Source organism: Oerskovia sp. NPDC057915 (assembly GCF_042887685.1).
Lineage (GTDB): Bacteria > Actinomycetota > Actinomycetes > Actinomycetales > Cellulomonadaceae > Oerskovia.
This window is the reverse complement of the sequence record NZ_JBHVOS010000021.1, coordinates 63,799-84,700: the sequence shown is the minus strand read 5'-3', so window position 1 is coordinate 84,700 and position 20,902 is coordinate 63,799. Positions and strand designations below refer to the sequence as shown.

The window sequence follows — 20,902 nt, the reverse complement described above, 5'->3', positions numbered from 1 at the left end:
GTCACGGCTCTGGATGCCGACGAGGCGCTCGACACGCTCGCTGGTCGTGGCGCCGACGTGCGTCTGGTCGCCTCCCGCTCCGGCGCCGACGGCCGCCCCGAGCTCGGCGTGAAGCTCGACACGAACGGACCCGTCAACGTGGTCGCCGACGGCCAGACGGTCGTCGCGCCCGACGGGTCCATCGGCGTCGACGCCCTGCTCGAGCAGCAGGGCGTCGTGCTCGGCGAGCAGGACCGGGTCTCGGTCGCGCGCGACGAGACCGCGGACCCCGCGGTCTCCCTCGTCGTCCAGCGCGTCGCCGTGAGCGACGTCCCCACCGTGACGCCCGTCCCGTTCGAGACGACGGTCCAGGAGGACGCGAACGTCTACAAGGACGAGGCGCCGGCCGTCGCCCAGGAGGGCGCCGAGGGCACGCACACCCTCGTCGAGCGGATCACCGTCGTCGACGGCGTCGAGGAGTCCCGCGAGGTCGTCTCGGACGGCGTCACGGCCGAGCCGGTCGCCAAGATCGTCGTGCAGGGCACCAAGGAGCGCCCGAGCGGTCCGGCAGCGGCCGGGTCGGCGCGCGAGATCGGGCGCCAGCTCGTCGCGGCCCGCGGCTGGGGCGGCGACCAGTTCCAGTGCCTCGACCGGCTCTGGACCAAGGAGAGCAACTGGAACTCCTCGGCGACCAACCGGTCGTCCGGTGCGTTCGGCATCCCGCAGTCCTTGCCGGCGTCCAAGATGGCCAGCGCGGGCGCCGACTGGCGAACCAACCCGGCGACCCAGATCACCTGGGGCCTGAACTACATCGCGGGCAGCTACGGCACCCCGTGCGCCGCGTGGGGCCACTCCCAGGCGAAGAACTGGTACTGATCCCGCGCGGACGCCGCGACCCCTCCCGGCGGAGGGGTCCGGGCCGGGCCACCCGGTAGGCTTCCCTGCATGAACGACACCCCCAGCGCCCTGCTCGGTCCGGCACAGATCCGCGACCTGGCAGGGCGTCTGGGCGTGCGGCCCACCAAGACGCTCGGCCAGAACTTCGTGCACGACGGCGGGACCGTCCGCAAGATCGTCCGGACCGCCGGGATCGGTGCGGGGGACCGCGTGGTCGAGGTCGGCCCCGGGCTCGGCTCGCTGACGCTGGGGCTGCTCGAGGTCGGTGCGAGCGTGGTCGCGGTCGAGATCGACCCGCCGCTGGCGCAGCAGCTCGCGGCCACTGTCGCCCTGCACCAGCCGGACGCTGCCGACCGCCTCACGGTCGTGGCCGCGGACGCGCTCGACGTCACCGAGCTCCCGGGCGAGGCGCCCACGGCGCTCGTCGCCAACCTCCCGTACAACGTCGCGGTGCCCGTCCTCCTGACCTTCCTCGAGCGTTTCGACTCGTTGCAGCGGGTCCTCGTCATGGTGCAGGCCGAGGTCGCGGACCGGCTCGCGGCACCGCCCGGCAGCCGGACCTACGGCGTGCCGTCGGTCAAGGCGGCCTGGTACGCCTCGGCGTCGCGCGCAGGCACGGTGGGGCGCAGCGTGTTCTGGCCCGTGCCGAACGTGGACTCGGCGCTCGTCGCGCTCGACCGCCGTGAGCCTCCGAGCACGACGGCGACCCGCGAGGAGGTCTTCGCGGTCGTCGACGCGGCCTTCGCCCAGCGCCGCAAGATGCTCCGCTCGGCCCTGGCCGGCATCGCGGGATCGTCGGCCGCGGCGGTCGACGCGCTCGAGCGCGCGGGGGTCGACCCGACGGCACGTGGTGAGCGCCTGACCGTCGAGGAGTTCGCGCGCATCGCGGAGCAGCTCCCGCTGGTGCAGGCCGAGGCGGCCGCTTCGGCAGGCGAGCACCCGGACCGACCTGGCACAGTGGACGCGTGAGCCCTCACCTGTCCGCTGCGCCTCCCGTCGCCGTGCGGGTGCGGGCTCCAGGGAAGGTCAACCTGTCGCTGCGGGTCGGGGCGCGCCAGGAGGACGGCTACCACCCGCTGGTCACGATCTTCCAGGCGGTCTCGCTCGTCGAGGAGGTCGAGGCGACCCTGACGACGCCCGGCGAGGGCATCTCATTGACGGTCTCCGGTGCGCAGGCCGACCGTGTCCCGGTCGACGAGTCCAACCTCGCGTGGCGTGCCGCGGAGTCGCTCGCCCGCTACACCGGGGTCGACCCTGACGTCCGGCTGCACATCCACAAGGGCGTGCCCGTCGCGGGTGGCATGGCGGGCGGTTCCGCCGACGCGGCGGCCGCGCTCGTCGCGTGCGACCTGCTGTGGGAGACCGGGCTCTCGCGGGGCGAGATGGCGGACCTCGCGGCGGGTCTCGGCTCGGACGTGCCGTTCGGCCTGGTCGGGCACACCGCGGTGGGCACCGGACGGGGGCACCTGCTGACCCCGGCGATGTCCCGCGGCGAGTTCCACTGGGCCTTCGCGGTGCGGGACGAGGGGCTGTCGACCGCCAAGGTGTTCCAGACGTTCGACGAGGTCGTGGGCGGGACCCCGGACGTCGAGCTGTCGGACGACACCGAGCTCATGCAGGCGCTGCGCGCGGGAGACCCCGTGGGGCTCGGCAGGGCGCTGCACAACGACCTCCAGGCCGCGACGCTCGCGCTCGCCCCCGAGCTCGCGCGGACCCTCGAGGTCGCGCGCGAGGTCGGTGCTCTGGGCGTGATCGTCTCGGGCTCGGGGCCGACGATCGCGGCCCTCGCCCGCAGCAGGCAGCACGCGCTCGCGATCGCGGCCTCCTGGACGGCGGCGGGCGTCGCGGACTCGGTGCACTGCGCGACCGGCCCGGCGTCGGGCGCCCGCGTCCTGCCCTCCTAGGCGCCCCCCCGACGGCGCTCAGACGGCGGACGGCGGCGCTCCGGCCTCGCTCCGGCGTCGCCGGGGTGCAGAGCGCCCTCAGCCCGACCAACGCGACCTTCGGGACGATCCGGTCGTTCACCGCGCTGGATCGACGGGTGCTTCCTAGTCTCGATGCATGACGCTCCCCAGCCACGGCGTCCCGCCGGTCGTCGACGATCCGCTCAGCACCCCCCACGTCCTCGTGGTGGTCGGGACCCGTCCGGAGGCCATCAAGATGCTCCCGGTCGTCCAGGCGTTGCGCGAGCATGCACGCATCGAGCAGGTCGTCGTCACGTCGGGCCAGCATCCGGGGCTCGTCGCGGACGTCCTGCGGCTGGCCGGTGTGGAGGTCGACGCGGACCTCGCGATCGGACGCCCGGGCATCACGCTCAACGAGCTGTTCGCCGAGGTGCTCGAACGGCTCGAGCGGTTCTGCGCCGAGCGCTTCGGGCCGCCGTCGTCGAGCGTGGTCGGGCGGGACATCGACCGCTACCCGTTCGCGTGCCTGGTCCACGGCGACACGACGACAGCGGCTGCGGCCGCGCTCGCGGCGTTCCACCTGCGGATCCCTGTCGGGCACGTCGAGGCGGGCATGCGGACCTCCTCGACGCTCTCGCCGTTCCCCGAGGAGCTCAACCGTCAGCTCATCGCGAGGATCGCGTCGTTCCATCTCGCTCCGACCGAGGTGGCCAAGGGAAACCTGGTCGCGGAGGGGATCGACATCCAGCGCGTCTTCGTCACGGGCAACACCGCGATCGACGCCCTCCAGCTCGCGGCAGACCGTTGTACGCCGTACGGCGTACCCGAGCTCGACGACCTCGAGGACGACACGACCACCCGGGTGGTCGTCGTCACGGCCCACCGCCGCGAGAGCTGGGGCCGGGGGCTCGAACGTGTCGGCACGGCCATCGCGCGGCTGGCGGGCGAGTACCCCGACGTGCGGTTCGTCCTCCCGCTCCACCCGAACCCTGCGGTCGCCGGGACGCTGCGGCCCCTTCTCCTGGGCATCCCGAACGTCGACCTGGTCGCCCCGATGGTCTACTCGGCGTTCGCCCGCCTGCTGGGCCGGGCCGACATCGCGATCACGGACTCGGGTGGCATCCAGGAGGAGGCGCCGGCGCTGGGGACGGCCGTCCTGGTGACGCGCGAGAGCACCGAACGGACCGAGGGGGTCGACGCGGGGACGCTCGAGCTCGTCGGGACGGACCCCGACCGCATCGTGGCCGCCGCGCGCCGGCTCCTCGACGACAAGGCCTACTTCCAGGAGGTGACGCACCGGACGAACCCGTACGGGGACGGTCGCGCGGCCCAGCGGATCGTCGAGGCCATGGACCACCTGGTCTTCGACGATCCGGCGCCTGTCCCGTACGGTGCGGGCTTCTCCCGCGGAGTGGTCCTCGACTGGGCAGGGTACGAGCGGGAGCCGACGGGGCAGGGTGCGACGGCACCGACGGGGCCCGGCCGTGGGCTCGTCGACCCGTCTCCGGGATCGCCCATCCCGGACGTCGACACCACGATCCCCGAGGGCGTGGGCATGTGAGCGACGACCTCCGTTGGTGGGACCCGTACGCGGGCCTCCCCGCGGTCGTCCAGGTCGTGTTCTGGGTGCTCCTCGTGGTCACGGTGACGTCGTTCGTGTGGGTCCTGGTCCTCGCGGCGACGGCCTGGGTGCAGGAGCGTGCACTGGCACGGCGAGCGAAGGTGGTCGGTCGGCAGGGGGACGCCCCGGAGTCCGACTTCCTCTGGGTCTTCGTCGTCCCGGCGCTCGACGAGGAGGTCACGATCGAGGACAGCGTGACCCGGCTCGCCGCGACCGAGGCGACGCACCGGGCGATCGTGGTCGTGGACGACGGTTCGACCGACCGGACCGCGGAGATCCTCGCGGACCTCGCGATCGAGGACCTGCGCGTGCTGCGCCGGGTGCCGCCCGACGCGCGCCGCGGGAAGTCCGCGGTGCTCGACGACGCATGGTCGTACGTGCACCGCGACCTGCTCGCACCAGGCGGACCGTTCGCGGCCTGGGAACCCTCGCGGGTCGTGGTGGGGATCGTGGATGCCGACGGCCGTCTCGCCCCGACTGCCCCCGCGGTACTGGCCCGGCACTTCGCTGACGAGCGGGTGGGCGGGGTGCAGGTGCTGGTGCGCATCTACAACCGGCGGACGGTGCTGACGTGGGCCCAGGACGTCGAGTTCGGTGTGTTCGGGCTCGTGTACCAGCTCGCGAGGGGGCGATGGGGGACTGCCAACATGGGCGGCAACGGGCAGTTCAACCGCCTGTCGGCGCTCGACGACGTCGTGACCGAGGACGGGATGCCACCCGGCGTCGTGCGTGGTCCGTGGCGGGACCGCCTCACGGAGGACCAGGACCTGGGGGTGCGCCTGGTCCACGAGGGGTGGCGGGGCGAGCAGACCGTCGAGACGCAGATCGAGCAGCAGGGGGTGTCGGGACTCCATCGCCTGGTCCGGCAGCGGACCCGCTGGGCGCAGGGCGGGTGGCAGGCTCTCGACCTGGTCGGCTCGGCGCTGACCGCCCCGGTGTCGTCGTGGGCACGGCTCGACCAGCTCTACTACCTGCTGACGCCGGTGCTGCAGACCGCGATGGGTTTCGGGCTGCTCCTGTCCCTCCTGCTGCTGGGGGTCGAGCACGTGCCGTTCTACTCGCTGTTCTGGCCCGTCGTGGTGTTCTTCCTCGGGCTCTCGTTCGGGCCCGGGTTCGTCGGGCTCGCGCGCCGGGGGAGGGGTGTGGTCGGCGTGCTGGTCGCGGTCGTGGCGGTCGTGCCGTACGTGCTGTACTCGTGGATCCTGTTCCCGGTCGTCCTGCGTGCGCTGTTCCGCCAGGTCGCTGGCCGGACCGGTTGGGCCAAGACGGCCCGCGAGCCCCTGACGAGCGTCGAGGACGAGGGCCGGGCCGCCCGCTGACCCCGGCCCGGCGCGTATCCTCGCTGGAGCACCGTGCGTCGCCGGAGCCGCGTCCGCGGCGGGCCCGACGCTCCCCGAGCAACTCGAAGGACCCCATGGCACACCTCCTCGGCGCCGACGACATCCGCCTCGTCGTCGGCACCCGTACCCTGCTCGACGGCGTGAGCCTGGGCCTCGACGACGGCGACCGTGTGGGCGTCGTGGGCCCCAACGGCGCCGGCAAGTCCACGCTGCTGCGCCTCCTCGCGGGGACTGCGGTGCCCGACGCCGGACGCGTCACCCGGGTGGGCGGGCTGCGGATCGGGATGCTCGACCAGCGCGACGAGTCGCCCGAGGGGACCACGATCCGCGACCTGGTGCACGGGGAGTCGGCCGAGCACACGTGGGCCGGCGACGCGGGCATCCGCGCGGTCCACGCGGGGCTGCTCGAGGACCTGGACCTGGACGCCCCGGCGTCGACGCTGTCGGGCGGTCAGCGCCGCCGCGTCGCGCTCGCGGCGCTGCTGGTCGCGGAGCACGACGTGCTGTTCCTCGACGAGCCGACCAACCACCTCGACGTCGAGGGGGTCGCGTGGCTCGCCGAGCACCTCCAGGCGCGCTACGCCCGTCCTGGTGCCCGCGGCGCGCTCGTGGTCGTGACGCACGACCGCTGGTTCCTCGACGCGGTCTGCACGCGCATGTGGGAGGTCACGGGCGACGGCTCGGGGGCGGTCGAGGGGTACGAGGGCGGGTACGCCGCGTACGTCCTGGCCCGCGCCGAGCGCGCCCGGACGGCGGCCGTCACGGCCGAGAAGCGCAACAACCTGCTCCGCAAGGAGCTCGCCTGGCTGCGTCGCGGCGCCCCGGCGCGCACCTCGAAGCCCAAGTTCCGGCTCGATGCAGCGGCCGCCCTGATCGCCGACGAGCCGAACCCCCGCGACACGCTCGAGCTCACGCGCATGGCCACGCGTCGACTCGGCAAGGACGTGCTGGACCTCGAGGACGTGACGGTCCGCATGCCGGCTCGCGACGGTGACCCGGGCGGAGCCGAGAAGGTCCTGTTCGACGACGTCACCTGGCGCCTCGGCCCGGGCGACCGCTACGGCGTGGTCGGGGTCAACGGCGCGGGCAAGACGACGCTCCTGCGGCTCCTGGCCGGGCGGCTCGCCCCCACCGCGGGAACGGTCAAGCGCGGCAAGACGATCCACGTCGCCGAGCTGACCCAGGACGTCGACGAGCTCGACGAGATCGGCGGCCTGCGGGTCGTCGAGGTCATCGAGCAGGAGAAGCGCACGGTCGCTGTCGACGGCAAGGAGCTCACCGCGGCCCAGCTCGTCGAGCGGCTCGGCTTCACGCGCGAGCGCTCCCAGACGCTGGTCCGCGACCTGTCGGGTGGTGAGCGTCGTCGTCTGCAGCTCCTGCGCCTGCTCGTCGGGGAACCCAACGTGCTGCTGCTCGACGAGCCCACCAACGACCTCGACACCGACACCCTCGCGGCCATCGAGGACCTCCTCGACGGCTGGCCGGGGACGCTCGTCGTCGTCTCGCACGACCGGTACCTGCTCGAGCGCGTCTGCGACCGTGAGGTCGCGCTGCTGGGCGACGGCACGATCCGTGACCTGCCGGGCGGCGTCGAGGAGTACCTCGCGCTCCGCAAGGCCGCCATCGCGGCGGCCTCCGCCGGGACGCGCACCGGTGCGACGAACGCCGGGGCGGGTGCGACGTCGTCGGGCACGGGGAGCTCCGGCGGCGCGGACGACGACGGCACCCAGCCTGCCCCGTCCGGGGCCGACGTGCGGGCCGCGAAGAAGGAGATCGGGCGCATCGAACGACGTCTGTCCAAGATCGCAGAGCTCGAGGCGCGCCTGCACGACAAGATGGCGGCCCAGGCGACCGACCACGCGGCGATCCTCGACCTCGACAAGCAGCTCCGCGACCTCGCGGACGAGAAGGACACGCTCGAGGCCGAGTGGATGGAAGCGGCCGAGCTGCTCGACTGAGGCCGCGCCACGCCGCCCCGGCCGGTCCCGCCCAGGCCCGCCCCGCGCAGGGCGCCCAGGCCCGCCCCACGAGGGCAGGAGCGGGCCGGGCCGCGCCGGGAGCGGTCAGGCCTCGAACTGCCCCACGACGGTGCGGAGCAGGTTCGCGAGCTGCAGGCGCTCGGCGGGTGCGAGGGCCGCGAGGACCTCGCGCTCGACGGCCAGGAGGTCGGTCATGGCGGCGTCGACGCGCTCGAGACCCTCAGGGGTGAGCTCGACGAGCACGCCGCGCCGGTCGTCGGGCGAGCGGTGGCGCTGCACGAGCCCGCGCGCCTCGAGGCGGTCGATCCGGTTGGTCATGGTGCCGCTCGTGACGAGCGTCTGCGTGATGAGCGCCCCGGGGGACAGGCGGTACGGCTCGCCGGCCCGGCGCAGCGCGGACAGCACGTCGAACTCCCAGGTCTCCAGGTGCCCGCGCGCGAACGCGCTGCGGCGCGCGAGGTCCAGGTGGCGGGCCAGCCTGCTGACGCGGGAGAACACGGTGAGCGGCTCGACCTCCAGGTCCGGACGCTCGCGCTGCCAGGCGTCGACGATGCGGTCGACCTCGTCCGGGTGCGGGTGCTGCATGAACGCGAGATTACTCGACATTCCTCGACATCAAGAGTCTTGACGGGTCGACCCGCCCCGGACGGGGCCCGTCAGCTCGCTCGCAGGGCGTCCTTGAGCCTGACCCGGCCGCCCGTGTGCAGCACCGCGTTCGAGTAGATCTTGCCCGCGAGCCACACCAGGACCGGCACGAGAGCGAGCGAGAGCCCGACCGCGAGCAGGATCTCCCACGTCTCGACCGTGCCCAGCGCGATGCGGATCGGCATGAGCAGCGGTGAGCAGAACGGGATGTACGACAACCACACGACGAGCGGGTTCTCGGGGTCCCACGGGCCGATCGAGATCCCGATGATGTACGGGATCATCATGAGCATCATGACCGGCGTGATGACCGAGCCCACGTCCTCCTGCCGGGAGACCAGCGCGGCGAGCGCGGCCAGGGCCAGCGAGTACATGACGAACCCGATCACGAACCACACGAGCACCCAGGCTGCGGTCGCCCCGAGGTTCACGCTGCTCGCGTCGACCAGCCCCAGGGCGAACGCCGTCCCGACACCGCCCCCCACGACGACCACGAGCTGCATGAGGCCGATCGCGCCGATGCCCAGGACCTTGCCCGCCATGAGCTGCCACGGCCGGATCGTCGCGAGCAGCAGCTCGACCACGCGGCTCGTCTTCTCCTCCACGACACCCTGCGCCACGAGCTGCCCGCACGTCATGAGCGCGATGAAGATGAGGATCCCGCCGACCATGCCCGTGACGATCTGCGCGGGATCGCGCACCTCGGCGGGTTCGAGCGTCTCGACCGTGGGCGCGGCGGCCGCGATCTCCTGCGCGACGGCGGACGGGTCGCCCCCGAGCCCGGTGATGGCCCCGGACAGTGCCGCCTGCTGGGCGAGGCCCGTGAAGACCGGCGTCAGGGTCGTGCCCAGCTCCTCCTTCACGACGACCGTGAACGACGCGGGCGTGCCGGTGACCAGTGCGTCGAGGTCACCGTCGGCGACCTGGGTCCGTCCCTCGGGCTCCGAGACCTCGGTGACCTCGATCTCGGTCCCGGCCGCGCTGCCCGCAGCGGTGAGCAGAGGGCCGAGCGGCTCGGCCCCGGACGTGACGCCGACCTTCTGTGCAGCGGGTCCCTGGTCGCCCACGACGCTCAGCAGGAACCCGCCGAGCACCACGCCCACGAGCAGCGCGACGGTGGTCCAGACGAACGCCTTCGAGCGGATACGGGTCGAGACCTCCCGTCCTGCCACGAGGGACACCGCGCCCCACGTGCTCACGGGGGAGTGGTCCTGCGCCCCGGTCGACCGGACCGAGGGGCGGCGGTCGGCGCTCATGCCGAGACCTCCTGCCGGGTCGTGGGGGGCGTGGGGTCGTCGCCCGCCGGGCCGACGTCGGCGCTCGCCGCAGGGGCGGCTGCGTCGTCGCTGCTCACGACGTGACGGAACAGCTCGGTCAGGGAGGGGCGCTGCGGCGTGAACTCACGCACCGGGCCGGTCGCCAGGGCCGCGCGCAGGATCACCTGCTCGGCCCCGTCCTGCGGGGAGTCGACCTCGAGGAAGGTCCTGGCGCCGTCGTACCGCACGACGTGGACGCCCGGGAGCTCCGCCGCCCAGCCGGGAGGTGCCTGCGGGGCGTCGACGACCCACTGGGGCCGCTGCGTCGCGCGCAGCTCCTCGATCCCGCCGACCTCGACCATCTCGCCCGCCTTGACGATCCCCACGCGGTCGCACAGCCGCTCGACCAGGTCGAGCTGGTGCGACGAGAAGACGACCGGGACGCCCGCGGCGGCGCGGTCGCGCAGCACGCCGCTCATGACGTCGACCGCGACGGGGTCCAGGCCGGAGAACGGCTCGTCGAGCACCAGGATGTCCGGGTCGTGCACGAGCGCGGCCGCGAGCTGCACGCGCTGCTGGTTGCCGAGCGAGAGCTTCTGGACCTCGTCGCCGCGACGCGAGTCGATCCCGAGGACCTGCGTCCAGTGCTCCGTCGCGGCGCGCGCCGCGGTGGGGCTCAGCCCGTGCAGCCGGGCCAGGTACACGAGCTGGTCGCCGACCTTCATCCTGGGGTAGAGCCCGCGCTCCTCGGGCATGTAGCCGATCCGACGCCGCATGGCCAGGTCGAGCGGTCGGCCGTCCCACCTGACCTCGCCCGAGTCGGGCGCGAGGACACCGAGCGCGATGCGCATCGTGGTCGTCTTGCCGGCCCCGTTCGAGCCGACGAAGCCGAAGATCTCGCCGGCGCCGACCGTGAAGGACATGTCGCGCAGCGCGCGCACCGTCCCGTACGTCTTGTTCAGCCTGTCGATCTCGAGAGTCGCCATGGCTCAACGAAACCACGGGACAGGGCCGCCGTCACGGGCGGAATGCCGTGCGTCCGGGCGCGGGCCGCCCGCCGTGGGGCCGAGCGCGTCGAGAGGGGGCAGGGCCGACGTCAGTCGGCGGCGCGGTCCTTCGTCGTGAGCGACGGCTTCTTCTCCATGCCGGACAGGCCGTTCCAGGCGAGGTTGACCAGGTGCGCCGCGACGTCGGTCTTCTTGGGGCTGCGGACGTCGAGCCAGTACTGGCCCGTCAGCGCGACCATGCCGACCAGCATCTGCGCATAGATGGGCGAGACCCGCGGGTCCAGGCCGCGGCGCTTGAACTGGTCCGCGAGGAGGTGCTCGACCTGGGTCGCGACGTCCCCGATGAGGCTCGAGAACGTCCCCGTCGCCTGGGCCACGGGGGAGTCGCGCACGAGGATCCGGAACCCGTCCTCGGACGTCTCGATGTACGTCAGCAGCGCGAGCGCCGTGCGCTCGAGCAGCACCTTGGGGTGGCCGCCCAGCGAGAGGGCTCCGGTGAGAGCGCTGGTCAGGCCCTGGATCTCGCGGTCCACGATGACCGCGTAGATGCCCTCCTTGCCCCCGAAGTGCTCGTACACGACGGGCTTGGACACCTCGGCGCGCGCCGCGATCTCCTCGACGCTGGTCCCTTCGAACCCCTTCTCCGCGAACAGGACACGGCTCACCGTGAGGAGCTGCTCACGGCGCTGGCTCGCGGTCATGCGGGATCTGGGAGGACGTCTGGAGTCTGCGGGCACGGGACCATCATGCCGTGCCCGGCCGTCCGGGGGGCCGGGATGAGACGGTTCTCCGCGCGTTCCGGACCGGCCGTCGCCTCCGCGGGCGACGATGCGGCCCCCGCCCCGGACCCCGGGTGACTGCCTCCTCACACGTTATCTCCACGTCCGGACCGCTCCCGGGCCCCGAGCACCGCGCGAGACCTGGCAGACTGTTCTCCGGACGAGCGATGGCGCGCGCGGTCGAGGGTTCATCCCCGGACCGTGCGCCGTGTCCGGTCCGTTCCGCCTTGGTGTAATCGGCAGCACAAGGGTTTTTGGTGCCTTTAGTCCAGGTTCGAGTCCTGGGGGCGGAGCTCGTGCCACCAACCAGATGGGAAGCCCCAGTGACCGACGCTGTGCCCGACTCTCCGCCAGCCGCAGTCATCGTCCTCGCCGCAGGCGCCGGGACGCGCATGAAGTCCGCGACCCCGAAGGTCCTCCACACGCTCGCCGGACGCAGCCTGCTCGGTCACGCGATGGTCGCGGCCCGTGACCTGGAGCCGCGACGGATCGCGGTCGTGGTCCGGCACGAGCGCGACCTCGTGGCGGCAGCAGCCCTCGAGGTCGTCCCGTCGGCCCTCGTGGTCGACCAGGACGACGTGCCGGGCACCGGTCGTGCCGTGCAGTGCGCGGTCGAGGCGCTCGACGTCCGGGCGCAGGCCGAGGCGGCGGCCCGCGGGGTGCCGATCGGGCACGAGGGGCGCGGCCCGGTCGACGGGCTCGAGGGCTCGGTCGTGGTGCTGGCGGGAGACATCCCCCTCCTGGACGCGGCGACGCTCTCCGGGCTGCTCGACGCGCACCGCACGGACGGCAACGCCGTGACGGTGCTGACGACCGAGGTCGACGACGCGACGGGCTACGGCCGGATCGTCCGCGACGACGCCGGGGGAGTCCTCGCGATCGTCGAGCACAAGGACGCCACCGACGACCAGCGCGGCATCCGGGAGATCAACTCCTCGGTCTACGTCTTCGACGCGGGGGTCCTGCGCGGTGCGCTCCAGCAGGTCACCCAGGAGAACTCGCAGGGGGAGGTCTACCTGACCGACGTCCTGCAGATCGCCCGTGAGGCCGGCGGCCGCGTGGGCGCCCTCAAGGTCGGCGACCCCCTGCTCGTCGAGGGCGCCAACGACCGCGCCCAGCTCGCGACCCTGCGCGCCGAGCTCAACCGCCGCATCCTCACGCGCTGGATGCTCGAGGGCGTCACCGTGATCGACCCGGCGACGACCTGGGTCGACGTCGACGTGGACCTCGGTCACGACGTGACCCTGCTCCCCGGGACCCAGCTCCACGGCGCGACGACGATCGGGGCGGGCTCGACCATCGGCCCCGACACCACGCTGACCGACATGGAGGTCGGCGCGGGGGCCACCGTGACCCGTGCGCACGGCAGCCTGTCGGTCATCGGTGACGGCGCGAGCGTCGGGCCCTTCGCCTACCTGCGCCCCGGCACGGACCTCGGGGCCCAGGGCAAGATCGGCACGTTCGTCGAGACCAAGAACGCGACGATCGGCACCGGCTCCAAGGTTCCGCACCTGTCCTACGTGGGCGACGCGACCATCGGCGAGCACACCAACATCGGTGCCGCGAGCGTCACGGTCAACTACGACGGCGTCTCCAAGCACCGCACGGTCATCGGCTCGCACGCCCGGACCGGCGCGGACAACATGTTCGTCGCCCCGGTCACGGTGGGTGACGGCGCGTACACGGCCGCGGGCTCCGTGATCCGCCGCGACGTGCCGGCCGGCGCGCTCGGCGTGAGCGGCGCACCGCAGCGCAACGTCGACGGCTGGGTCGCCCGCCGTCGTCCCGGCACGGCGGCCGCCGACGCGGCGGCACGGGCCCACGAGAACGACGACGACACGCCCCCTCCGCTGGGCGCCCAGGCCCAGGCGCAGCTCGCCGAGGCCACCGCGGCGGCCCCGGCCCCCCGACCGACCCCGGCGCCTGCGAGCCCGGGTGTCCCCACGGTCCCCGACGGACCCAGCACCACGACCAGCAGCACGAACGAAGGGCCTTCCCCACGATGAGCAGCACGATCGCCGGCAACGGGGACAAGTCCCTCGTCCTCGCGTCCGGGCGCGCGCACCCCGAGCTTGCCAAGGACGTCGCGCGGGAGCTGGGCATCGACCTGCTCCCCACGACCGCGTACGACTTCGCCAACGGCGAGATCTACGTCCGTTTCGGGGAGAGCGTCCGCGGTGCGGACATCTTCCTCCTGCAGAGCCACACGGCGCCGATCAACCAGTGGATCATGGAGCAGCTGCTCATGGTCGACGCGGCCAAGCGCGCCTCGGCCAAGACCATCACGGTCGTCCAGCCCTTCTACGGCTACGGTCGCCAGGACAAGAAGCACCGCGGTCGCGAGCCGATCTCGGCCCGTCTCATCGCGGACCTGTTCCGCACGGCCGGGGCCGACCGCCTCATGAGCGTCGACCTGCACGCCGCGCAGACGCAGGGCTTCTTCGACGGTCCCGTGGACCACCTGTGGGCCATGCCGATCCTCACGGACTACGTCCGTACGCGCGTCGACACGTCGAACGTCACGGTCGTCTCGCCCGACGCGGGTCGTATCCGCGTCGCCGAGCAGTGGGCCGCGAAGCTCGGTGGCGGACCGCTCGCGTTCGTCCACAAGACGCGCGACATCACGCGCCCCAACCAGGCCGTCGCGAACCGCGTCGTGGGAGACGTCGAGGGTCGCGACTGCGTCCTCGTCGACGACCTGATCGACACGGGCGGCACGATCGCCGAGGCCGTCAAGGTCTGCCTCGCGGCGGGTGCCAAGTCCGTCATCGTCGCGGCGACGCACGGTGTCCTGTCCGACCCGGCCGCGCAGCGTCTGTCCGAGTGCGGTGCGAGCGAGGTCGTCGTGACCGACACCCTCCCGATCTCCGCGGAGAAGCACTTCCCGCAGCTCACGGTCCTGTCGATCGCGCCGCTCCTGGCGCGCGCGATCCGCGAGGTCTTCGACGACGGTTCGGTCACGTCGTTGTTCGACGGCAACAGCTGAGGGCTCGTCCCGCGCGGCACGACGGCCCGCCCCACCGACCTGGTCGGACGGGGCGGGCCGTCGTCGTTCGCGGAGCCCTCGCACGGGTGGGGCGAGGTGCCCCGGGCGCGTGGCACCCGGGCGGCGACGCCGTCGGGCTGGCAGCATGTCAGACGTGAACCCGCCGACCCAGCCGACCCAGCCCGTCCTCGACCCGCTCGCCGGGGTGACCACGACCGGGCAGGGGGCCGCGTCCGCGGTGCCCGACGTCGTCGTGGTCGAGCTCGGCGCCGAGGCGTCCGGTGCCGACGTCCAGGTGGCGCTCGACGCCGCGAACGCGGGGGTGCGCGCGGCACGCGAGGCGCTGCTGGCCGGCGGGGTCGCGGGCGAGGACCTGCGCACCGCGCAGACGTCCACCTGGACGCAGCAGTCCCAGCAGCCCGACGGCGCCACGTCGTTCTCCGTCACGGCCCGCCTGACGCTGCGGGTCACCGTGCGCGACGTCCTGGCGTCCGGGGAGCTCGTCCGGGCAGCGCTCGGCGCGGCCGGTCCTGTCGCCCGGCTCGACTCGATGCGCTTCGCGGTGAGCGACCCCGCACCGCTCGCGGTCGCGGCCCGCGAGGAGGCGTTCGCCGACGCCCGGGCGAGGGCCGAGCAGTACGCGGTCCTCGCGGGGCGCGTGCTGGGCCCCGTCGTCGAGGTGAGCGAGCAGGGCGGCGGGTTCGCACCGATGCCCCGCATGCTGTCGGCCAAGGGCGCGCACGACGCGACGGCCGTCGACCCGGGGCGCGAGCAGGTCGACGCGAGCGTGACCGTGCGCTGGGCCTGGGCGGACTGATCGCCGCAGGATCGTGACATTTCTCAGGGCGTCCGACACCTCGGCGCCAGTAGGTTGGATGCATGCTCATCATCGAGGACTACCTCCTGCTCGTGCTGGACGACGTCACGGGCCGGCCCGTCGGTGACTCCTCGTACCTCCAGCAGGTCGCGGCCGGTGCGCTGCTCGTCGAGCTCGCGCTGAGAGGACGCGTCGACCTCGCGGGCGACTCCTCGGGGTGGCGCTCGGGACGTGTCGTGGTCCGTGACCAGTCGCCGACCGGGAGCGCGCTGCTCGACGACGCTCTGGTGACGATCAAGTCGAAGGAGGGCTCCAAGCCCAAGAGCCTGGTCGAGGTGCTGTCCCGGTCCAAGCCCGCGGACGCCGCGCTCGACGGGCTCGTCGCGCGTGGCCTGCTGCGCCGCGAGGAGGGCCGCATCCTGGGCATCTTCCCGACGACGCGCTGGCCGGCCGCAGACTCGCGCCACGAGGGCGAGGTGCGACGCACGCTCACGCGCGTCCTGCGCGACGGCGGTTCCCCCGACGAACGGACGGGTGCGCTGGTCGCGATCCTCGCCGCCACGAAGCAGGCCGGCCGGGTCATGGCGGCCGGTGCAGAGCTCTCGGGGACCGAGCGGCGCGAGATCGACCACCGCGCGAAGGAGCTCGCCGAGGGGAGCTGGGCCGCAGGGGCGACGCGGCGCTACGTCGAGGAGATCACGGCTGCCACGACCGCGGCCCTCACCACGACCCTGGCCATCGCGGGCGCACAGGCGTGAGCGGTCGCACCGTGGCGGTGACGGGCCGCGACACCCCGCGAGTTTCCCTTGACGTCGCGCGCCCGGGTACAGTAGTTCGGTTGCCTCGGCGAGGGACGTCTGACGGCCGGTGAGACACCGGAAGGTCAGCAGGATCCTGAAGGGTCCCCGTAATCGACTGGGCGGTCGTCCTCGTGCGCCCGTCATGTGTCCCGCGCCGACGCAGCCGCCCCGTCCTCCGGTGCCAACCAGCCGGCCGGACAGCCGATCGCTTCCCACTGGTGGTCGGCCCGCAACCGTTCTTCAGGAGTTCACGTGTCCGAGATCAAGCTTGTCGCAGAGGCCCGCACCGAGTTCGGCAAGGGTGCCGCCCGTCGCATCCGTCGCGCTTCCCAGATTCCTGCCGTCCTGTACGGGCACGGCACGGACCCCGTCCACATCGCGCTCCCCGGGCACGTGACGACGCTGGCCCTCAAGCAGTCCAACGCCCTCTTCTCGATCGACCTCGACGGCAAGGCGGTCCTCGCGATCGCCAAGGACGTCCAGCGCGACCCGGTCAAGGACGTCGTCGAGCACATCGACCTTCTCATCGTGAAGAAGGGCGAGAAGGTCGAGGTCGAGGTCAACGTGCACGTCGTCGGCGAGTCCGCTCCCGGCACGATCCACGTCGTCGAGTCGCAGACGCTGCTCCTCGAGGCCGAGGCCACGCACCTGCCGACCTCCGTCGAGGTCTCGATCGAGGGCCTCGAGGCCGGGCACATCGTCCGCGCCGGCGAGATCACGCTGCCCAAGGGCTCCGTGTTCCACGGCGACGCCGAGCTCGCGGTCGTCGCGATCACCGAGCCGCGCAGCGAGGTCGCTGCCGAGGCAGAGGCCGCCGAGGCAGCCGAAGAGGCTCCCGCCGCCGAGGCCTGAGCCTCACCCTCCTGAGAGCCGGTCCCCGCTTCGCCGGGTCCGGCCCGCAGGACCGCAGGACACGTACGTTCGAGGCGTCCGGTGCCGTACGGCGCCGGACGCCTCGGACGTTCCCCCCAGACGTCGATGAAGGACCAGGTGACATGACCGACCAGCCGTGGCTCGTCGTCGGGCTCGGGAACCCCGGACCCACCTACGCGGGCAACCGCCACAACGTCGGGCACATGGTGCTCGACGTCCTGGCCGGGCGGGCCGGCGCGACCTTCAGCGCGCACAAGGCGCGTGCCGCGGTGGCCGAGGCGCGCCTCGGCGTCCTCCCGGGTGGTGCCCCAGGACCCCGGGTCCTCCTGGCCAAGCCGTCGACGTACATGAACACCTCGGGCGGCCCGGTCGCCGGCCTCGCCCAGTACTTCGGGATCGACCCCGACCACGTGATCGTCGTCCACGACGAGGTGGACATCCCCTTCGGGGACGTCAAGCTCAAGTCCGGCGGTGGCGAAGGCGGCCACAACGGCCTGCGCGACATCACCAAGGCTCTCGGGACCCGCGACTACGTGCGCGTCCGCGCGGGCGTCGGTCGCCCACCGGGCCGCATGGATACCGCGGACCACGTGCTCAAGAACTTCTCCGGCGCGGAGGCCAAGGAGCTGCCGTTCCTGCTCGACGACGCCGCCGACGCCGTCGAGATGGTCCTCACCGAGGGGCTGCTCGCGGCCCAGGGGAAGTTCCACACCAAGGCCTGACGTCGGGGCCGCCGTCCGCCACGGGTCGGCGTCCCCTTGACGGCCGTGGTCCGGGAGCCCGGACTTCACCCGGGTGATGTGTCCGGTTCGCCCGTTGTGGCCGGGGCGTGCGCCCTAGGCTGGATCGATATCCAACCTGGGCGGGCGGCCGTCTCCTGCCCCACGACGGAGGCACGATGACCGAGGGTGTGGCGCTCGCGCACGACTACGCGACGCAGCGCGGGGGCGCCGAACGGGTGGCCCTGTGGCTGGCCGAGGCCTTCCCCGGCTCGCCGATGTACACGACCCTCTACGACCCGGCCGGCACGTTCCCCGAGTTCTCCCGGCTCGACCTGAGGACGTCCCCGCTCGACCGCGTCGGTGCGCTGCGCCGCCACCACCGGCTCGCGCTGCCCCTCCTCGCCCCCGCGGTCTCGTCGCAGCGGGTCGACGCCGACGTCCTGCTCGCGAGCTCGACGGGCTGGGCGCACGGATACCGCGGGGCAGCCCGGACGGTCGTCTACTGCCACGCGCCCGCCAGGTGGCTCTACCAGCGTGACCGCTACCTCGGAGGCCGGGACGGAGCGAGCAGCGCAGACCGGCTCCGCAGCGGCGTCGCGTCCGCCGCGCTCACCGCGCTGAGCCCGGCCCTGCGCGGCTGGGACCGACGCGCGGCCGAGCGTGCCGACGTGTACCTCGCCAACTCGACCGTCACCCAGCGGGCGATCCGCGAGGCGTACGGCATCGAGGCCGAGATCCTGCCCCCGCCGCCCGCGATGCTGCCCGCAGGCCCGGAGCGTCCCGTCCCCGGGATCGAGCCGGGGTTCCTCCTGTGCGTCGCACGTCTCCTGCCCTACAAGAACGTCGACGTCCTGGTCGAGGCGGCCCGCCTCGCGGGACGCCACCTCGTGATCGTGGGGGACGGCCCGGACCGGGCGCGCCTCGAAGGCCTCGCGGCGCGCGGTCGACCCGTCTCGGGGAGGTGGGGCACGTCGTCGGGCACCGGCGGGACGACGCTGCTGGGCAGGGTCGACGACCCCGAGCTGCGCTGGCTCTACCGGAGCTGCTCGATGCTCGTGGCCGCCTCGTACGAGGACTACGGGCTGTCCCCGCTCGAGGCGGGAGCCTTCGGGCGCCCCTCGGTGGTCCTGCGGGACGGCGGGTACCTCGATACCGTGGTCGAGGGCGTGACCGGTGCCTTCTTCGACGCCCCCGAGCCCGACCTCGTGGCGCGGGCGGTCCAGGACGCGTCGGTCGTCCCGTGGCAGGATGACGTCCTGACCTCGCACGTCGAGACCTTCGCGCTCCCGCGCTTCGTCGCCCGGCTCCGTGAGGTCGTCGAAGAGCAACGTGGCCTCGTGCACGCAGGTGCCGGCACCTCACAGGGGGAGAGGGACTCATGACGGTCAGAGAGTTCGTCCGAACGGTATGGGCCGGCAAGTACTACGTGCTGGCGGCGGTGCTCGTCGTGGTGGCCGGGGCGTTCGTCTACCTCAACCAGCAGGAGACCGTCTACAAGGCGACCGCGACCGTGCGGCTCGTCGGCGTGCAGTCGGCGCAGGGCGGGGAGCAGGTCGTCGAGGTCACGGTCGACACCGACCTGGCCGACGTCACGTCCGACCCGGTCGTGCAGGCCGCCGCGACCACGCTCGGCTACACGGGCAACCCGGCGACGCTCGCGGCCCAGGTCTCGGCGGAGTACCCCGGCGAGAGCCAGAAGGTCATCGCCATCAGCGCCAAGACCCTCGACCCGCAGGAGTCCCAGGACGTCGCCAACGCGTTCGCCGACGCGTACGTCGCCCAGCTCACGGTGCTGCGCGACGCACAGATCGCGGCGCTCGACGCGAGGAGGCAGGCGCTCGCCGAGCAGCTCGCCGGAGTCACGGCCCGCCTCTCGGTCGTCACGGACGACCCGCTCGCGCTCGCCGAGAAGGAGACCATCGTGACCGACTACACGTCGCTCACGGTCCAGGCGAACACGCTCCGGGCGATCACCGTCCCCGCCGAGGTCGAGACGCCTGCCACGAGCGCCGAGGCGCTCGGTCTGGGGCGGAGCACGGTGCTCGCCCTCGCAGCCCTGGCCGGGCTCGTCGCGGGCATCGGTCTGGCCTTCGCACGCCGCGGCCTCGACGTCCGGGTGCGAGGTGCGGCCGACGCCGCCCGCCTCGCGCAGACCCCCGTCCTGGCAGAGCTCTACGGCGTGCGGACGTCGGACCGCGACTACAGCCACTCGCACACGCTTCCCGTCTCCCGCAAGCTCGCGACCCCGTTCACCGAGTCGATCCGTGAGCTCAGGACGGCCGTCCAGGTCTCGCTCGCGGAGGCCGACAAGGTCGTCGTGGTGGTCACGGCCGCAGACCCGCACGCGCCCCGCACGTTCATCGCCGCCAACCTCGCGGCGTCGTTCGCCCTGAGCGGCCGACGGACCATCGCCGTCTCGGGAGACCTGCGCCGCCCTCAGCTCGACCGGGTCCTGCCGCCCCCCGAGGGCTGGTCGGGCGACCCGCACACGCTGCGACCCACCAGCATCCCCAACCTGGGCGTCTTCCCCGTCCCGGAGGAGGAGATGGACCCGGCGGACTTCCTCGCGACGACCCGTGCAGGAAAGCTCATCGCCGACCTGAGCGACGACGCCGAGGTGGTCGTGATCGACGCCCCGCCCGTGCTCGCCGCTGCGGACGCGACGATCCTCGGGCGCTACGCGACGGGCGTGGTGCTCATCGCGTCCGCGGGAAAGACCGACCGGGCCGTCCTCGCGGAGGCCTCCGAACGACTGCGCATCAACAACGTGCCGCTCGTCGGCATCGCGCTCGCGGGCGTCAAGAGCGACCGGCGCATGCTCTACGCCTCGACCTACGGCGACCCGGACCGCCAGGACGACGGGCACCTCACCCGGTCGACGGGAGGGGACGCGGTCGCGCAGGCGCCCGTGCTCGCCGCCGAGCGTCCCGACGTCGGCGCCCCCGGGCAGGGCGGCGCCGAGCAGGTCGACGAGCCCCGGCGCGCAGCCCGCGAGCGGGCGGCGGCCGTGGTCACCGGCGTCGCGCCCGCGGCCCCCGACGGCGCCCCGGCCGCAGGGCAGCCCGCCGACCCCGCGGCGACCACCCCGTCGCGGCGGGACGGCGGCGGCCGACAAGGACCGTTGCTGTCGCCGGAGTGGGGGAAGATCACGACCGGAGGGCAGGGCGAGGCGCGTCCCCGGACGGGCCCGGCCCGCAAGAACGACGAGTCGGAACAGGGCGGGAGCAGCGCAGGGCGCAGGCTGCCGTTCCGTTGGTGACGGCCGCACGCACGCGGGGATCACAGCCCGGTCGGCCG

The 20,902-nt window shown here is 73.2% G+C and carries 18 protein-coding genes and 1 tRNA gene; 15 read left to right on the top strand and 4 right to left on the bottom strand.

Annotated features, from left to right (window positions below; translation table 11 throughout):
• The 6 genes from ACFVQ3_RS14720 to ACFVQ3_RS14695 all read left to right on the top strand — a co-directional run.
• Positions 1-855 (top strand): G5 domain-containing protein (locus ACFVQ3_RS14720; protein ID WP_387640402.1); only part of this gene is annotated, 855 nt, incomplete at its 5' end.
• A 69-nt stretch (positions 856-924) separates the two neighbouring features.
• Entirely contained in the window at positions 925-1,845 is a 921-nt protein-coding gene (gene rsmA / locus ACFVQ3_RS14715) for a 16S rRNA (adenine(1518)-N(6)/adenine(1519)-N(6))-dimethyltransferase RsmA (RefSeq protein WP_387640399.1), read from the top strand.
• Positions 1,842-2,780, top strand: coding sequence for a 4-(cytidine 5'-diphospho)-2-C-methyl-D-erythritol kinase (locus tag ACFVQ3_RS14710; RefSeq protein WP_387640396.1), 939 nt, complete (start codon positions 1,842-1,844; stop codon positions 2,778-2,780). Before rsmA ends, ACFVQ3_RS14710 begins: the two co-directional genes overlap by 4 nt.
• A 157-nt stretch (positions 2,781-2,937) precedes the next feature.
• Positions 2,938-4,341, top strand: coding sequence for a non-hydrolyzing UDP-N-acetylglucosamine 2-epimerase (gene wecB / locus ACFVQ3_RS14705; protein WP_387640394.1), 1,404 nt, complete (start codon positions 2,938-2,940; stop codon positions 4,339-4,341).
• Positions 4,338-5,720 (top strand): glycosyltransferase family 2 protein, encoded by a 1,383-nt coding sequence (locus ACFVQ3_RS14700; RefSeq protein WP_387640391.1) that lies wholly within the window; start codon positions 4,338-4,340, stop codon positions 5,718-5,720. The genes wecB and ACFVQ3_RS14700 overlap by 4 nt, the downstream gene beginning before the upstream one ends.
• Positions 5,721-5,815: 95 nt before the next feature.
• Positions 5,816-7,699, top strand: coding sequence for an ABC-F family ATP-binding cassette domain-containing protein (locus tag ACFVQ3_RS14695; protein WP_387640388.1), 1,884 nt, complete (start codon positions 5,816-5,818; stop codon positions 7,697-7,699).
• Between the two features lie 105 nt (positions 7,700-7,804).
• On the opposite strand, the gene ACFVQ3_RS14690 is transcribed toward ACFVQ3_RS14695, so the two are convergent.
• The 4 genes from ACFVQ3_RS14690 to ACFVQ3_RS14675 all read right to left on the bottom strand — a co-directional run bounded on the left by ACFVQ3_RS14690 (position 7,805) and on the right by ACFVQ3_RS14675 (position 11,329).
• On the bottom strand, positions 7,805-8,305 hold the full coding sequence (locus ACFVQ3_RS14690) for a MarR family winged helix-turn-helix transcriptional regulator (RefSeq protein ID WP_387640385.1): 501 nt from the start codon (positions 8,303-8,305) through the stop codon (positions 7,805-7,807).
• A 71-nt stretch (positions 8,306-8,376) separates the two neighbouring features.
• Positions 8,377-9,621, bottom strand: a complete 1,245-nt coding sequence (locus ACFVQ3_RS14685; protein WP_387640382.1) for an ABC transporter permease — start codon at positions 9,619-9,621, stop codon at positions 8,377-8,379.
• The gene (locus ACFVQ3_RS14680) at positions 9,618-10,607 is read right to left on the bottom strand and encodes an ABC transporter ATP-binding protein (protein ID WP_387640380.1); all 990 of its coding nucleotides are present in this window, start codon (positions 10,605-10,607) and stop codon (positions 9,618-9,620) included. Before ACFVQ3_RS14680 ends, ACFVQ3_RS14685 begins: the two co-directional genes overlap by 4 nt.
• 110 nt (positions 10,608-10,717) lie before the next feature.
• Positions 10,718-11,329 carry a TetR/AcrR family transcriptional regulator gene (locus tag ACFVQ3_RS14675; protein WP_387640378.1) on the bottom strand — a complete coding sequence of 204 codons (612 nt, stop codon included), beginning with the start codon at positions 11,327-11,329 and terminating at the stop codon, positions 10,718-10,720.
• 299 nt (positions 11,330-11,628) lie between these two features.
• Between ACFVQ3_RS14675 and ACFVQ3_RS14670 the strand changes: the two genes are divergently transcribed.
• The 9 genes from ACFVQ3_RS14670 (at position 11,629) to ACFVQ3_RS14630 (ending at position 20,864) form a co-directional block, all read left to right on the top strand.
• Positions 11,629-11,700, top strand: a tRNA-Gln gene (locus tag ACFVQ3_RS14670).
• Positions 11,701-11,799: 99 nt separating this feature from the next.
• Positions 11,800-13,413 (top strand): bifunctional UDP-N-acetylglucosamine diphosphorylase/glucosamine-1-phosphate N-acetyltransferase GlmU, encoded by a 1,614-nt coding sequence (glmU, locus tag ACFVQ3_RS14665; RefSeq protein WP_387640406.1) that lies wholly within the window; start codon positions 11,800-11,802, stop codon positions 13,411-13,413.
• Positions 13,410-14,393: a ribose-phosphate diphosphokinase gene (locus ACFVQ3_RS14660; protein WP_387640376.1), complete on the top strand. Its 984-nt coding sequence runs from the start codon at positions 13,410-13,412 to the stop codon at positions 14,391-14,393. Before glmU ends, ACFVQ3_RS14660 begins: the two co-directional genes overlap by 4 nt.
• Before the next feature lie 154 nt (positions 14,394-14,547).
• A complete protein-coding gene (locus tag ACFVQ3_RS14655) occupies positions 14,548-15,210 on the top strand; it encodes an SIMPL domain-containing protein (protein ID WP_387640374.1) in 663 nt (220 codons plus the stop codon).
• Positions 15,211-15,272: 62 nt separating this feature from the next.
• A complete protein-coding gene (locus ACFVQ3_RS14650; protein ID WP_387640371.1) occupies positions 15,273-15,968 on the top strand; it encodes a GPP34 family phosphoprotein in 696 nt (231 codons plus the stop codon).
• Between the two features lie 294 nt (positions 15,969-16,262).
• Complete coding sequence (locus ACFVQ3_RS14645; protein ID WP_387640363.1) at positions 16,263-16,862, top strand: 50S ribosomal protein L25/general stress protein Ctc; 600 nt, start codon at positions 16,263-16,265, stop codon at positions 16,860-16,862.
• Positions 16,863-17,005: 143 nt separating this feature from the next.
• Entirely contained in the window at positions 17,006-17,605 is a 600-nt protein-coding gene (gene pth, locus ACFVQ3_RS14640) for an aminoacyl-tRNA hydrolase (RefSeq protein WP_387640360.1), read from the top strand.
• A gap of 176 nt (positions 17,606-17,781) precedes the next feature.
• A complete protein-coding gene (locus ACFVQ3_RS14635; protein ID WP_387640357.1) occupies positions 17,782-18,987 on the top strand; it encodes a glycosyltransferase in 1,206 nt (401 codons plus the stop codon).
• Entirely contained in the window at positions 18,984-20,864 is a 1,881-nt protein-coding gene (locus ACFVQ3_RS14630; RefSeq protein ID WP_387640354.1) for a hypothetical protein, read from the top strand. Before ACFVQ3_RS14635 ends, ACFVQ3_RS14630 begins: the two co-directional genes overlap by 4 nt.
• The last annotated feature ends 38 nt before the right edge of the window (positions 20,865-20,902 follow it).

What these genes read in the sequence shown, in the direction of transcription:
- rsmA (WP_387640399.1), top strand. Translation starts at nt 925, where the DNA reads ATGAACGACACCCCCAGCGCCCTGCTCGGTCCGGCACAGATCCGCGAC.
- wecB (WP_387640394.1), top strand. Translation starts at nt 2,938, where the DNA reads ATGACGCTCCCCAGCCACGGCGTCCCGCCGGTCGTCGACGATCCGCTC.
- ACFVQ3_RS14695 (WP_387640388.1), top strand. Translation starts at nt 5,816, where the DNA reads ATGGCACACCTCCTCGGCGCCGACGACATCCGCCTCGTCGTCGGCACC.
- ACFVQ3_RS14690 (WP_387640385.1), bottom strand. Translation starts at nt 8,305, where the DNA reads ATGCAGCACCCGCACCCGGACGAGGTCGACCGCATCGTCGACGCCTGG.
- ACFVQ3_RS14685 (WP_387640382.1), bottom strand. Translation starts at nt 9,621, where the DNA reads ATGAGCGCCGACCGCCGCCCCTCGGTCCGGTCGACCGGGGCGCAGGAC.
- ACFVQ3_RS14680 (WP_387640380.1), bottom strand. Translation starts at nt 10,607, where the DNA reads ATGGCGACTCTCGAGATCGACAGGCTGAACAAGACGTACGGGACGGTG.
- ACFVQ3_RS14675 (WP_387640378.1), bottom strand. Translation starts at nt 11,329, where the DNA reads ATGACCGCGAGCCAGCGCCGTGAGCAGCTCCTCACGGTGAGCCGTGTC.
- glmU (WP_387640406.1), top strand. Translation starts at nt 11,800, where the DNA reads ATGAAGTCCGCGACCCCGAAGGTCCTCCACACGCTCGCCGGACGCAGC.
- ACFVQ3_RS14660 (WP_387640376.1), top strand. Translation starts at nt 13,410, where the DNA reads ATGAGCAGCACGATCGCCGGCAACGGGGACAAGTCCCTCGTCCTCGCG.
- ACFVQ3_RS14650 (WP_387640371.1), top strand. Translation starts at nt 15,273, where the DNA reads ATGCTCATCATCGAGGACTACCTCCTGCTCGTGCTGGACGACGTCACG.
- pth (WP_387640360.1), top strand. Translation starts at nt 17,006, where the DNA reads ATGACCGACCAGCCGTGGCTCGTCGTCGGGCTCGGGAACCCCGGACCC.
- ACFVQ3_RS14635 (WP_387640357.1), top strand. Translation starts at nt 17,782, where the DNA reads ATGACCGAGGGTGTGGCGCTCGCGCACGACTACGCGACGCAGCGCGGG.
- ACFVQ3_RS14630 (WP_387640354.1), top strand. Translation starts at nt 18,984, where the DNA reads ATGACGGTCAGAGAGTTCGTCCGAACGGTATGGGCCGGCAAGTACTAC.